This is a genomic window from Luteimonas sp. A611, from assembly GCF_054072715.1.
Genome location: NZ_JBSVRP010000001.1, coordinates 1,858,365 through 1,871,659 on the forward strand (window position 1 = coordinate 1,858,365; position 13,295 = coordinate 1,871,659).

The 13,295-nt window shown below is 69.5% G+C and carries 9 protein-coding genes; 3 read left to right on the top strand and 6 right to left on the bottom strand.

The window, feature by feature from the left end; translation table 11 throughout:
* Window positions 1-50 precede the first annotated feature (50 nt).
* Genes ACW5EG_RS08285 through ACW5EG_RS08295 form a run of 3 tightly spaced genes read right to left on the bottom strand, consistent with a single transcriptional unit; the run spans window position 51 to window position 7,760 of the window.
* On the bottom strand, window positions 51-3,140 hold the full coding sequence (locus ACW5EG_RS08285; RefSeq protein ID WP_457018316.1) for an efflux RND transporter permease subunit: 3,090 nt from the start codon (window positions 3,138-3,140) through the stop codon (window positions 51-53).
* Window positions 3,141-3,144: 4 nt separating this feature from the next.
* Window positions 3,145-6,627, bottom strand: a complete 3,483-nt coding sequence (locus ACW5EG_RS08290) for an efflux RND transporter permease subunit (RefSeq protein WP_457021247.1) — start codon at window positions 6,625-6,627, stop codon at window positions 3,145-3,147.
* Window positions 6,627-7,760, bottom strand: coding sequence for an efflux RND transporter periplasmic adaptor subunit (locus ACW5EG_RS08295; protein ID WP_457021248.1), 1,134 nt, complete (start codon window positions 7,758-7,760; stop codon window positions 6,627-6,629). The genes ACW5EG_RS08290 and ACW5EG_RS08295 overlap by 1 nt, the downstream gene beginning before the upstream one ends.
* 319 nt (window positions 7,761-8,079) lie before the next feature.
* Here ACW5EG_RS08295 and ACW5EG_RS08300 point away from each other — a divergent pair, with 319 nt between their 5' ends.
* Together ACW5EG_RS08300 and ACW5EG_RS08305 are read left to right on the top strand one after the other, a co-directional pair.
* The gene (locus ACW5EG_RS08300) at window positions 8,080-8,538 is read left to right on the top strand and encodes a c-type cytochrome (RefSeq protein WP_457021249.1); all 459 of its coding nucleotides are present in this window, start codon (window positions 8,080-8,082) and stop codon (window positions 8,536-8,538) included.
* Window positions 8,539-8,543: 5 nt separating this feature from the next.
* Window positions 8,544-8,966 carry a c-type cytochrome gene (locus ACW5EG_RS08305; protein ID WP_457018437.1) on the top strand — a complete coding sequence of 141 codons (423 nt, stop codon included), beginning with the start codon at window positions 8,544-8,546 and terminating at the stop codon, window positions 8,964-8,966.
* A 249-nt stretch (window positions 8,967-9,215) separates the two neighbouring features.
* On the opposite strand, the gene ACW5EG_RS08310 is transcribed toward ACW5EG_RS08305, so the two are convergent.
* The gene (locus ACW5EG_RS08310; protein WP_457021250.1) at window positions 9,216-10,865 is read right to left on the bottom strand and encodes a hypothetical protein; all 1,650 of its coding nucleotides are present in this window, start codon (window positions 10,863-10,865) and stop codon (window positions 9,216-9,218) included.
* Window positions 10,866-10,880: 15 nt separating this feature from the next.
* A complete protein-coding gene (locus tag ACW5EG_RS08315) occupies window positions 10,881-11,474 on the bottom strand; it encodes an NfuA family Fe-S biogenesis protein (protein ID WP_457018321.1) in 594 nt (197 codons plus the stop codon).
* Window positions 11,475-11,599: 125 nt separating this feature from the next.
* On the opposite strand from ACW5EG_RS08315, the gene ACW5EG_RS08320 reads away from it, so the two are divergent.
* The gene (locus ACW5EG_RS08320) at window positions 11,600-11,941 is read left to right on the top strand and encodes a 4a-hydroxytetrahydrobiopterin dehydratase (protein ID WP_457021251.1); all 342 of its coding nucleotides are present in this window, start codon (window positions 11,600-11,602) and stop codon (window positions 11,939-11,941) included.
* Window positions 11,942-12,017: 76 nt separating this feature from the next.
* On the opposite strand, the gene ACW5EG_RS08325 is transcribed toward ACW5EG_RS08320, so the two are convergent.
* Window positions 12,018-13,271 carry a glutamate-5-semialdehyde dehydrogenase gene (locus tag ACW5EG_RS08325; RefSeq protein WP_457018323.1) on the bottom strand — a complete coding sequence of 418 codons (1,254 nt, stop codon included), beginning with the start codon at window positions 13,269-13,271 and terminating at the stop codon, window positions 12,018-12,020.
* Window positions 13,272-13,295 lie beyond the last annotated feature (24 nt).

The window sequence follows — 13,295 nt, forward strand, 5'->3', positions numbered from 1 at the left end:
AGCACCGGCAGCAGGCTGCCGGTGCGCGTGGCACGTGCCCGGGGTCCGCATCAACCGTCCACGCCCAGCGCCGGCAACGCTTCATCCGTGGCGCCAGCCTTGCGGCCGCGGGCCCGCGCCACCAGCCGCGAGGTGCCGTTGCGCAGGTCGTCCAGCAGCGCGTAGATGGTCGGCAGGAACAGCAGGCTCACCACCGTCGAGAACGCCAGCCCGCCGGCGATCGCACGCGCCATCGGATGGTAGGCGGGCATGCCTTCGGCGGTGTCGGTATTGAGCGCGATCGGGATCATCGCCAGGATCGCCGTACCCATGGTCATCAGGATCGGCCGCAGGCGTTCGCGGCTGCCCTCCACCAGCGCGTCGGTCCGCGCAAGGCCGCGCCGGCGCAGGTTGTTGATGTGTTCGATCATGACGATGCCGTTGTTCACCACCACGCCCATCAGCACCAGGATGCCGATCACCGCCATGATGTTCATCTCGGTGCCGGTGATCCAGAACAGCCAGTACACGCCGAAGATCGAGAACAGCACGCAGGACATGATCGCGGTCGGGAACAGCAGCGACTCGAACACCGCCGCCATGATCACCAGCATCAGCACCAGCGCGATCACGATCGCCTGCACCATCTGCTCCATGCCGTCGATGTTGATGTTGAAGCCCATGCCGCTGAAGGTGTAGCCGTAGCCGGGCGGGAACTGCATGCCGTCCAGCGTCGTTTCCACCGCCTTGCGCGCGTCCTCCATCGACACGCCCTGCCCCAGCCCGGCCTCGATCCTGAGGATGGTCTGGCGGTTCATGCGCTGGATCGAAGTCGAGGCAGGGTTGAGCGAGACGTCCACCATCGCAAGCAGCGGCACTTCGGTACCGCCGGGCGCGCGGACCATGAACGTGGCCAGGTCCTCGAAGCCGTAGCTTTCCGAACCCGCGAAGCGCACGTTGACCGGGATCTCGACGTCGTCGCGGTGGAAATCCCGCAGCGACGAACCGCGCAGCGCCATGCCGACGAACTGCGCCACTTCCTGCGCGCTGAAGCCATAGGCGGCGGCGCGCTCGCGGTCCACCCGCACCGACAGCTCGGTGTTGGCATCGCCGGTATCCACGCGTGCGTCGCGAAGCGCCGGAATCCGGTCGAGCATGGGCACGATGTCGGCGGCAAGCTCCTCCAGCACCTGGGTCGAATCGCCGATGAGGCTGAAGCGCAGGCCCTCGCCCTCGCTGCCCATGCCGCCCGGCCAGCCGATGCCCATGGTGGCCCGCGCAGACTTCGGCAGCCCTTCGCGCACCTGCTCCTGGATCTGCTTGCCCAGTTCGCGGTCGTCGACGTCGTCCAGGAACAGCCGCGTGAACGCCCACCCCTGCTCGCTGTAGCGGCTGTAGACCTTGTCGATATGGAAGCGTTCGCGATTTGCGTTGACGAACTCCTCCACGCGCGCCACTTCGCGGCCCATCTCCTCCTTCGAATAGGCGCCCTTCCACTGGTAGTAGATGTTGATCTGGCCGGGGTCGCTGTCGTCGCCGCCGCCTTTGGTGTTCATCATCGGCACGGCGCTGACCAGCGAGATGGCGAGGATCCCGGCCACGCTCCAGCCGCGATGCTCGAGCGTCCAGCGCAACAGCCGCGCATAGCGCTGCTGCATGCCACTGATGAAGGGTGACTTGAGCGCCGGCGGCGTTTTCATCCGCGCCGACAGCATCGGGATCAGGCTCACCGCGACCAGCCAGGAGGCCAGCAGCGAGACCGAGATCGTCACCGCCAGCTGCGACAGGTAGATGGTGATGATGTTGTTCTCGCCGAACAGCATCGGCAGGAACACCACGCAGTGGCACAGCGTGCCGGCCGACAGCGCAATGGCGACGTGGCGGGTACCGATGATCGAGGCCAGCGTGGGCTGGTCGGGATACTTCTCGCGCTCCTGGTAGATGCTCTCCACCACGACCACCGCGTTGTCCACCAGCATGCCCACCGCCAGCAGCAGACCCATCATCGAAATGATGTTGAGCGAGATGCCGGCGAAGTACATGAAGCCCAACGTCATGATGAAGCAGATCGGGATGGCGGCGGTCACCATGAGCGTCGACGGCCAGTGCCGCAGGAACGCGTACAGCACGATCACCGACAGCGCCAGGCCGATGCCGCCGGCCTCGGCCAGCGCCAGCAGCGAGCCGGTGACTGCTTCGCCCTGGTCGTCGGTGACCTCGATCTCGACACCGCGCATGGCAGGATCGCCTTCGAGCACCGCGACCTCGGCGCGCACCGCGCGCGACAGGTCGACGAGGTTGGCCGACCGCTCCTTGTAGACGTCCACCGCGACGCTGGGCCTGCCCTCGAGCTGGCGCACGTAGTCCATGCGCTGTGGCTGCAGTTCGACCGTGGCCACGTCCGACAGGCGCGTGCCGCGGTCGCCGATCGGCAGGTCGCGCAGCGCCTGCAATTCCTGCAGCTCGCCGCGCGGCTGCACGCGCAGGCGCTGCCCTTCCTGGGTGATCTGTCCGGCCGAGACCGAGAAGTTGGCTGCCTGCAGCCGCTGCACCAGCTCGTTGAGCGCCACGCCGTGCGCGCTGATGCGGTCCTTGTCGAGCGCCACCAGCACCTCCTGGCGGGCCACGCCCTCGACCTCCACCCGCGCCACGCCCGGCAGGCGCTCCAAGCGCTGCTTGATGCTGCGCTCGATCAGCTCGGCGCGCGCGGTCAGGTCGTCGTCGCTGGTCAGGCGCAGGCTCATCGCCTCGCGGTCGCTGGTGCTCCAGCGCTGCACGTAGTAGCGGCGGAAGTCGTCCGGCAGCTCGTCGCGCACCGCGTCGATGCGCTCGCGCGCCTCGGAGGCGGCGATGGCGATGTCGCGGCTCCAGTCGCTGAACTCGACCTGGATCTGGCCGCCCTCGGCGTTGGCGCGCGAGTTCATCGACTTGATGCCGGCCATCGTCGCCAGGGCTTCCTCCACCGGCCGCAGGACGTTGCGTTCGACCTCCTCCGGCGTGGAGCCCGGATACGGCAGCGAGACGAAGAAGAACGGGATCGTCGCTTCGGGCTCGGCCTCCAGCGGCAGCCGGAACGAGGCGATCAGGCCGATCGCTACCATCGAGACGAACAGCATGATGGTGGTGACCGGGCGGCGGATCGAGAGCTCGGTGATGTTCATCGGCTCAGCTCCGCGTGCCCGGGCCGTCCAGCGCGTCCTGCTCGCGGGCCAGCACCTGCGCCACCTGGGTGGCGGTGGCCCGCACGCGGCGGCCGCGCTCGGCGTAGTAGCCGTCGGGCTTGCGGTCGAGCAGGTCGTACACGACCGGGATCACCACCAGGGTCAGCAGGGTCGAGACCAGCAGGCCGCCGATCACGGTGATGGCCATCGGCGAGCGCACCTCGGCGCCTTCGCCGAAGGCCAGCGCCAGCGGCATGAAGCCGAACACCGCGGTGAGCATCGTCATCATGATCGGGCGCAGGCGCGAGCGTGCGCCCTCCACCAGCGCCTCGCGCTTGGCCATCCCGGCCTCGCGCAGCTGGTTGACCTTGTCGACCAGGATGATCGCGTTCTTGACCACCAAGCCCACCAGAAGGATCAGGCCGATGAACACCACCACCGAGATCGGCGAGCGGGTCAGCAGCAGCGCCGCGATCGCGCCGACCATCGCCAGCGGGATGGTGAACAGGATCACGAACGGATGCAGCAGCGATTCGAACTGCGAGGCCATCACCAGGTAGACCAGGAACACGGCCAGCGCGAAGGCGAACAGCAACGAGCGCAACGATTCAGCCAGCTCCTCGCCCTGGCCACCGATGCGCATGCCGACCTCGGCGCCCAGCGGGTCGGCGGCGACCATCTGCTGCACTTCGGTGACCGCCGCGCCCAGGTCGATGTCGCGCAGGTTGGCCGACACCAGCGCCACGCGGCGCTGGTCGGCGCGGTGGATCTCGCTCGGCCCCGTGGTCGAGACCACCTCGGCCACCGAGCCCAGTTCCACCGGCGCGGCTGATCCGGGATTGACGATCAGGCGGCGGATGTCCTCCACCGACGAACGCTCGGACTCCGCCACCCGTACCAGCACGTCGATCTTGCGGTCGCGGAAGCTGTAGCGCGTGGCGACATTGCCGCGCACCTTGTTGACCACCGCGTCGGCGATCTGGCGCGAGGTCAGGCCCAGGGCTGCGGCGCGGTCATGGTCGAACAGGATCTGGATCTCGGGGTAGCCCTGCTCCACCGTCGATTTGACGTCGGCGTAGTGCGGGTTCTCGCGCAGCAGCCCGGCCAGGCGCACGCCGGCGACGCGGATCGCCTCCAGGTCGCTGCCCTCGATCTCGATCTCCAGCGGCGGCGACAGCGCGAACAGTTCGGGCCGCGCGAAGTCCACCTGCGCGGCCGGGTACTCGGCCATGGTGCCGCGCAGGCGGTCGATCAGCACCTGCTCGCGCGAGGTGTCGTCCATCACCACCGACAGTTTGCCGATGTTCTCGCCGCTCTCGGTGGGGCTGGCGTCCAGGCGCGTGCCGGTGCCGGACACGCCGTACAGCAGGCGCACGCCCTCCTCGCCGGCATGCTTGCGCTGCACCTCGCGGATCAGCGCGTCGGTCTGCGCCAGCGGCGTGCCCGGCGGCAGCTTGGCGGTCATCTCGAAGCGGTCCTGCGCCAGCTGCGGGATCAGGTCCATGCCCATGAACGGCAGCACCGCCAGGGTCAGCGCGAAGGCGAGCACCGAGCCGGCAAGCACCGGCAACGGTCTGGCCAGCGCGCGCGGCAGCATCCGCAGGTAGGCGGCTTCGGCGCGGTTGTACGGCGCCATCGCGATGTCGCTGGCCTTGCCCATCACCGGCGCGACCACCTTCACCAGCCCGCGCCAAACGCGCACGACCAGCCAGACGACGCCGAAGGCCAGGCCGCGCACGCTTGCGCCGATGCCGCGCCCCGTCGCCGCCACCGGCTTCTGCCAGCGGCTGGCCGGACGCCACTGCGGAAGCGGCGCCTCATCGTCCGGGAACGCCAGCGGCGCGCGCCCCTTGAGCGAGCTGAGCATCGGGATCAGGGTCATCGACACCAGCAGCGACACCGCGATCGCGATCGACACGGTCAGCGCCTGATCGCGGAACAGCTGGCCGGCGATGCCCTCGACGAACACCAGCGGCAGGAATACCGCGATGGTGGTGAGGGTCGAGGCCACCACCGCCATGAACACCTCGCGCGTGCCGGAGATCGCCGCCTCGAGGATGCCCAGGCCGCGCTCGCGTGCCTTGGCCACCGATTCGAGCACCACGATCGAATCGTCCACCACCAGGCCGGTGGCCAGCGCCAGGCCGCCGAGCGACATCAGGTTGAGGCTCAGCCCGAGCTGGCCCATGAAGAAGAAGGTGGTGATGATCGAGATCGGCAGCGACAGCGAGATGACGAAGGTGCTCCAGCCATCGCGCAGGAACAGGAAGATGATCAGCACCGCCAGCAGTCCGCCCAGCACCGCATCGAACTTGAGGTCGCTGATCGCATGGCGGATGAAGACCGACTGGTCCTCGACCACGGTCAGCTCGATATCGCCAGGCAGCTCCTCGCGCACCTGCTTCAGGCGCGCCTCCAGCGCATCGGCGGTGGACACGGTGTTGGCGTCGCCTTCCTTGTAGACCGCCAGCTCAACCGCCTCGTTGCCGGCGGCGCGGATCACCGCCTCGCGTTCGCTGTAGCCCTGGCGGACCACCGCCACGTCCTTCAGCCGCACCGGTGAAGCACCGCCACCACCGCCGGCATCGCTGCGCAGCGCGGCGATCACGTTGGGATCGCGGCTGCCGAGGATCGCGGTCATCAGCTGCTGGTTCTCGCCGGTCGACGTCGTCGAGGATCCAGCTCCGGCCGGATTGAGCAGCATCTCGCCCATCTGCTCGACGGTGGAGAACTGGTTGACCGTGCGCACCAGGTAACGCTGCGAACCTTCCTCCAGGCGCCCGCCCGACAGGTTGACGTTCTCCTGTTGCAGGCGCTGGATCACCGTGTCGAGCGAGATGCCCAGCTGTGCCAGCCTGCGCTGGTCGATCTCGACCTGGATCTCGTCCTCAAGGCCGCCACCGACCTTGACCGCAGCCACGCCCGCCACCGGCTCGAGCTTGCGCTTGAGGTCATCGTCGGCGTAGCGGCGCAGTTCCATCAGCCGGCGCACGGCCTCGGCATCGCTGGCCTCGGCCTGCTTGGAAGACAGCGCCAGGCGCATGATTGGCTGGGTGGACGGATTGAAGCGCAGCAGCACCGGCGGCTTGGCCTCCAGCGGCAGCTGCAGGGTCTCCATCTTGTCGCGCACGTCCAGGCCGGCCTGCTCCATGTCCGTGCCCCAGGCGAACTCGAGCACGACATCGCTTTGCCCGGTGCGCGAGATCGACTTGAGCTTGCGCAGGCCCTTGACCACGCCCAGCGCTTCCTCGGCCGGCTGCGAGATCAGCGTCTCGATCTCGGTCGGCGCAGCGCCCTCGTAATCGGTGCGCACGGTGAGCGTCGGATAGCTCAGGTCAGGCAGCAGTTCGACCTTGAGCCCTGACAGCGAGATCATGCCGAACAGCACCAGGGTCAGCGTCATCATCGCGATCGTGACGCGGCGCCTGGTGGAAAACTCGACGATGTCGAAGCCGCCCGTGCCCGGCGGCGGATCCTGCGGAGCCATCAGTCGGCCGCCCGCTTGCCGGCATCTGCGGTTTCGGCCTTCGGCTCGGCCTTGGCCGCGACGGCGTCATCCAGCACCTGCACGGCGGTGCCTTCGCGCAGCGCCGCCTTGCCCGCGACCACCACCGCATCGCCTTCGCCCAGGCCCTTGCGCACCTCCACCCAGCCGCCGTCCGAATAGCCCAGCTCCAGCGGGACGCGCGAGGCCTTGCCCTCGCGGACCGCATATACCGCCGGCTCGCCGCCATCCTCCAGCAGCGCGCGGCGCGGCACTACCAGCGCATCCTCGCGCTGGTCGTAGCGGATCGCCAGGCGGCTGAACATGCCGGCCTGCAGTTCGCCTTCACCCTCGAAAGCGGCCACCACGCGGAACGTGCCGCTGCCGGTATCCACCACCGGCGACACGCGGTCCACGGTGCCGGTGAAACGCCGGCCCGGCAGCGCGTCCACGGTGAGTTCGACCGTCTGGCCGGGGCGCAGCTTGGCGATCTCGCGCTCGGGCACGTTGAGCGTCGCTTCCAGGCGCGCGGTATCGACGATGCGGAAGATCGGCGAGTTGATCTGCACGAAGTTGCCCGGCTTGATGTCGCGCGAGGCGATCACGCCGGAGATCGGCGCAACCACGTTGGAGTACGACAGCTCGAGGTTGGCCAGCCGGTTCACCGCGCGCGCGTTCTCCAGGTCGTAGCGGATCTGGTCAAGATCGTTCGCGCTGACCATCTGCTGCGCCTCCAGCTGCTGGGCGCGCCTGAAGTTGGCCTCCAGCTTGCGGGCCTGGACTGCGCTCTGCGCGGCCTGCAGGCGCGCCCGATCCGGATCCAGGCGCACCAGCACCTGCCCGGCGCGAACGCTCTGGCCTTCCTCCACCAGCACCTCCAGCGCCACGCCCGAGGTCTTGGCCACCACCTGGGCCTCGGCGCGCGGTTCGAGCGTGGCGGTGTTGCCATAGCTCGCGGCAATCGCGCGACGGCTGACCTTCTCCACTTCGACCGGGATCGCCTCGGGCCCCTTGTCCTCGTCGGACTTGGCCTCTGCATCGCCGCCGCCGCTGCAGCCCGCAAGCATCAGCAAAGCGGACAGCGCGGCGATCGCCAGGACGGGGCGATGCCCCGGAAATGCGTGGTTCGTGGACATGGACGGACGCGACCCCTATGGTGTTGTAGCAAGGTATATCACTAGCTGGATGGGCAACATCCGCCGAAGGTCATGGTGACTCCCGGCGGCAGCGCAAGTTCGACGCAGGCAGGGATGCCGACGTGACCGATGCGGTTGCACTGCTGACGAGCCCTGCGCTGCTGCCCCAAGCCGGTGCAAAGCCGGCAATGATGGCGCGGGCGTGGCCATGCGTTAACAGGCCGTGGAGCGCAAGCTATACTGCCGCGATTGCACGACGGCCCGGGTCGTCGCCATCCGATCCACCCAGCCAACAGCCACAGGATTGCGGAACCACTCCATGACGCGACCGTTGACGATCGCCGCCAGCCTCGCCGCCGTGCTCGCGCTGGCCTCGCTGCCGCACAGCGCCCCGGCGCAGGAAGCCACCCCGACCACGGAGCAGGCCGCCCCGGCCCAGACCGATGCCGCCACCGCCCAGGACCCGGCATCTGCCGCCCCGGCGCAGCCCGCAGCGACCGCCGCCGCCACCCCGGCCGCGCTGGCCGGCAATGCCGACAGCGGACGCCAGCTGACCTACACCTGCCTGGGCTGCCACGGCATCGTCGGATACCGCAACGTGTATCCGACCTACCACGTGCCCATGATCGGCGGGCAGTCGGCGGTCTATCTCACCAACGCGCTGACCGAATACCGGAAGGGCACCCGCAAGCATCCAACCATGGAAGCGCAGGCGCAGAGCTTTTCCGACCAGGACATCGCCGACATCGCCGCCTTCCTGTCGGAGCTGACCCCATGATCCGCCTGTCGTCCGCCGGCCGCGCCGGCCGCATCGCCCTGCCCCTGTTGTTCGCGCTCGCGCTCGCCGCCTGCGGTGGCGGCGACGCCGGCGAAAGTGGCCAGATGTCCTCCTCTGCGGGCCTGCCCGATGGCCGCATGGCCGAGGGCGAGACCCAGGCCGGCGTGAAGGGCCAAGCCACGGGCCAGTCCTGCGTCGACTGCCACGGCGCCGACGGCAACCAGCCGCTGGACGAGACCTATCCCAAGCTCGGCGGGCAGCACTACGACTACCTCGAGCATGCGCTGGTGCAGTACCGAGATGGCCGCCGCGAGCACGCGCTGATGTCGCAGCAGGCGGCAAACCTGACCGACCAGCAGATCGCCGACCTCGCGGCCTTCTTCGCGTCCCGGCCCTCGCAGCTGCGCGACCTGCACGGCGTGCACTGAGCCACGCCGGCCAGGCTGGACGAAAAAGCCCGCTTTACGCGGGCTTTTTCATGCCTGGGTCACCTTGATTCTCCTTCCCCCGCGCGCGGGGCTGGGTGCCCTCGGGGTAGAAGGCCGGGATGGGGGTGCGCGCCGAAGGCGCGCGAGAAACCACCCCGCGACCTGACCGCCCCCACCCCAACCCTCCCCCGCGCTGCGGGGGAGGGAGCCAGAGCAGCGCCGACCAGCTCGGCGTCCGAAGCCCGACAACTATCCCCCCGGCGGGCGCAGGCTTTCCTGGTCCTGCTGCAGCTCCGGCTTGAACGGCACGTCCGGCGGTTTGCGCGCACCGGCCTCGATGTCGAGCATGTTGGGATCGGTGATGCCGCAAGCGCCGCCGAGCATCAGCATTGCAACGCTGCATTTGATGCGCTTGCCGGTGCCGGGGATCGGGATCAGCACTTCCTTGATGCTGCGCCGGACCCATTCCTCCAGCAGGTTCTCGTGCGGCACCCAGAAGCGGTCGAGCGTGGTCGGCTCGTAGCCGATCGGCGGGCGCTTGAGCCAGGTGCCCATGCGGTCGATCTTCTCGTAGTCCTCGGTGATCGTCCCCGGCGGCAGTCCGCCGCCCACGGCACCGGTGTTGCCGGCCAGGCGCGGGCTGCCGTCCGCATTGAACAACCCGGATGGACTGCCGACCTGCCCGCCCGGCACGTTGCGGTCCGAGTCGCCCCAGTCATCGCCACGGCGTGGCGACGGCAGGCCACCGGGCGGCGCCTGCGGAGAGGTGCCGGCGCCGGAAGTCGAGGCCGTCGAGGATGCGCCCTGCCCGGCGTCACGCGTGCCGCCGGCCGACGCGGCATTCGCCGCCGACTGGCCGCTCGCGGCCGGTGGACCCTGCGCGCTGCCGCGATCGGATGCCGCCTCGGTACTGCCGGTTCCCTGCGCGGGCGCACGCAGCTCGATATCGCGCTGCGCAACGGCCGGCCCATCGCGCCGCAGCTCGGGCGCGGACGGCGCCGGCCGCGGCGCGCGCAACACCACTTCGGCGACCGGCGCGGGCAGGTCACGCTCGACGATCTCGATCTCCGGCTGCCGCAGGTCGGGCACGTCGATCTCGCGGCGCGGCAGCGGCTGGATCTGCGGCGAGGTGACCAGCGGCACTTCGACCACGCGCACATCCGGCGCAGGCGCGCTCAACTCGGGCGTGGGCAAGGCCGGCGTTGGCGGCAGGTCGATGCGCGGCGGCACCAGCACGAAATCCGAATCGGGCTGCGCCGTCTCGGTGACCTCCAACGGCTGTGCGGCCACCGGTGGCGGCACCTCCTCGGGCGGTGCCTGCGTCTCGGCGACCGAAGGCGGCGGCGGTGAGGTCTGCGGTGCAGCTGCTGCCGGCGTCGACGCCGCGGGCGCCGGGCTCGCAGCCTGCTCCGGCACCGGCTCCTCGGCCAGCTGTTCGCCACCGCCCTCGTCCTGCGGCGTACCTTCGCCGATGAACTCGACCTGGGTGATGTTCTCGCCGAGGCGCTCGGCCTCCTCCTCGCCCGGGTAGATCGCCACCATCATCAGGACCATCAGCTGCAGCCACAGCACGTGCAGCAGCAGCGACAGCGAAATCGACGCCACGCGGGTGCGCCGGTCGGGCGTCGGCTGTTCGCGCCAGTCGTAGCGCCACAGGCGGATGAAGGCCTGCCAGCCGTTGAGCGGGCGGTAGCCGGTGGTGTACACAGGCTCGCGCACCAGCAGCACCGCGATCACCGCGTCCACGGCGCGAGCGCCCCGGCGCGGCCGGGCCGGGGCCTCGGCGAACCATTCGTCCCATCCGGGCGGGAACTCCCCGGCCGGCCGTTGCGGCCGGATCGAGCGCCCCTTGCGCAGCCTGCGCTGGATCGCCTCGAGCAGATCGCTGGACGAAAACACGCGGCGCGGGGTCCGTCAGTCCGCGCCGCGCGGCATGTACGGGGCCGTGCCCGTCTCGTGGTCGGTGGCGTCGCGCACCGCGGTCACGCCCGGCACCTTGCCCATCAGGGTGCGCTCGATTCCGTTCTTGAGCGTGACGTCCACCATTCCGCAGCCGTGGCAGCCGCCGCCGAATCGCAGCACGACCACGCCATCGGCGGTGACTTCCTGCAGGGCGACGTGGCCGCGATGCGAGGCCAGCTGCGGATTGATTTCCGACTCGATCAGCCAGCGCACCTGTTCGACCATCGAGGCCGATTCGGGCGGCGCCTGGCCCTTGATCTTCGGAGCGCGGATCTGCAGCTGCCCGCCGGTGGCGCGCGCCTCGTAGTCGATGCGTGCGCCATCGAGGTAGGACGCGGTGCCGGCGTCGAGCCACAGCGTGAAGCCTTCGCAGTCGATCGCCCACTCGTCGCCCTGCAGGTCGCCGGGCTCGGCGAATTCCAGCTGCACGTCGGCCTTGGCCGTGCCCGCATGCACGGCCGACAGCCGCACGCCAAGGCCAGGCAGCGCCTCGCGCTCGATCAGCTTGCGAAAATGCGTCTGGGCGCTCTCTGTAATATCGATCATGGTCCTGTCCGTCTTTGCACGTATTCTAGGCCGAGCCCGGCACCCGGGTCCCCCGCCGCGCCGCGGGCGGGGCCTTTGCACAAGATCCGTTCATTCCCCGCGCGCCCCGTACAGGAGATTCCGCCATGTCGGACCTCATCCCGCTTGTCCAGGCCCACTGTATCCCGCGCCGCGGCGTGGAACACCGGCTGGGCGAAGCCCGCGTCCGCGAACTGCTGCCGCAGGTGCCCGGTTGGGCGCTGGCCGATGACGGCCGGGCGCTGACGCGCACCTTCCGCTTCGACGATTACCATCGCACGATGGCCTACGTGAACGCGCTGGCCCATGTGGCCCATCGGGAAGACCACCATCCCGATCTGGGCGTGCACTACGACCGCTGCGTGGTGCGATTTTCCACCCACGATGTCGGTGGCCTGAGCGAGAACGACTTCATCTGCGCGGCCAAGGCCAGCGCACTCGCCGAGTAGCGGCAGCGCCTCGGCACCTCGGGAGCGGCTTCATCCCTGATCGGGATCTGACGCCGCATCGCGGCTGAAGCCGCTCCTACAGCGCGTGCCGGGTCTGTCCTTCGCCGCGGACCACGAAGCGTTCGATCGTGAGTGCCTCCAGCCCCATCGGGCCATAGGCATGCAGGCGCGTGGTGGAAATGCCGATTTCGGCGCCCAGGCCCAGTTCGCCGCCGTCGCTGAAGCGCGAGGACGCGTTCACCATCACCACCGCCGAGCGCAGCGCCTCGACAAAACGGCGCGCGCTGGCAGCGTCGCGCGTGGCGATCACCTCGGTATGGTCTGAGCCGTGGCGGCGGATGTGCGCGATCGCGGCGTCGAGCGAATCGACCACGCGCAGGTTGAGCACCAGGTCGAGGTGTTCGGTATCGAAGTCGGCCTCCGTCGCCGGCGCAACGCCGTCGGCGAGCGCGCGCGACGCGTCGTCGCCGCGCAGCGCCACGCCGTGCCCGCGCAGCGTCTGCGCGGCGCGTGGCAGGAATGTACTTGCGACATCGGCATGCACCAGCAGAGTCTCGATGGCGTTGCAGGCACTGGGACGCGAAACCTTGCCGTCCACGAGCAGGCGCAGTGCAAGGTCCTGGTCCACGCCGGCATCGACGTAGAGATGGCAGACGCCCTTGTAGTGCTTGATCACCGGCACGCGCGCGTGTTCGGTCACGAAGCGGATCAGGCCCTCGCCGCCGCGCGGAATGGCAAGATCGACAATGTCGCTGAGCTGCAGCAGCGCGAGCATCGTCTCGCGGCGCAGGTCCTCGACCAGGGTCAGTGCGGCGGCAGGTATGCCGGCGGCCTCGAGTGCACGATGCAGGCTGGCGGCGATCGCGGTATTGGAGCGGATCGCCTCGCTGCCGCCGCGCAGGATGACGCCATTGCCGGCCTTGAGGCATAGCGCGGCGGCATCGGCGGTCACGTTTGGCCGCGCTTCGTAGATCATCGCCACCACGCCCAGCGGCATGCGCACGCGCTCGACGGAAATCCCGCTGGGGCGCACGTCGCGGCGCGTGACCTGCCCGACCGGGTCGGGCAGGTCCGCCACTTCGCGCAGCGCGGCGGCGATGGCGGCGACACGCGCCTGGTCCAGGCGCAGCCGGTCCAGCATGGCCGTGCCGACGCCCTTCTCCGTGGCGGCCGCAAGATCCTGTGCATTGGCCTGGAGGATGCCCGCGACATCGGCTTCGAGCGCATCGGCCATCGCGCGCAGCATCGCGTCCTTGGCCGCGGTTGGCAGCACGGCAAGCGCCTGCGCGGCGTCACGGCACTGGAGGGCGAGCTGGCGGATGTCGGTCATGTGCGTCGTGCGTTTGTCGGTGCG

Coding starts and splice junctions, on each gene's coding strand:
- ACW5EG_RS08285 (WP_457018316.1), bottom strand. CDS start 3,140: ATGAACATCACCGAGCTCTCGATCCGCCGCCCGGTCACCACCATCATG.
- ACW5EG_RS08290 (WP_457021247.1), bottom strand. CDS start 6,627: ATGGCTCCGCAGGATCCGCCGCCGGGCACGGGCGGCTTCGACATCGTC.
- ACW5EG_RS08295 (WP_457021248.1), bottom strand. CDS start 7,760: ATGTCCACGAACCACGCATTTCCGGGGCATCGCCCCGTCCTGGCGATC.
- ACW5EG_RS08300 (WP_457021249.1), top strand. CDS start 8,080: ATGACGCGACCGTTGACGATCGCCGCCAGCCTCGCCGCCGTGCTCGCG.
- ACW5EG_RS08315 (WP_457018321.1), bottom strand. CDS start 11,474: ATGATCGATATTACAGAGAGCGCCCAGACGCATTTTCGCAAGCTGATC.
- ACW5EG_RS08320 (WP_457021251.1), top strand. CDS start 11,600: ATGTCGGACCTCATCCCGCTTGTCCAGGCCCACTGTATCCCGCGCCGC.
- ACW5EG_RS08325 (WP_457018323.1), bottom strand. CDS start 13,271: ATGACCGACATCCGCCAGCTCGCCCTCCAGTGCCGTGACGCCGCGCAG.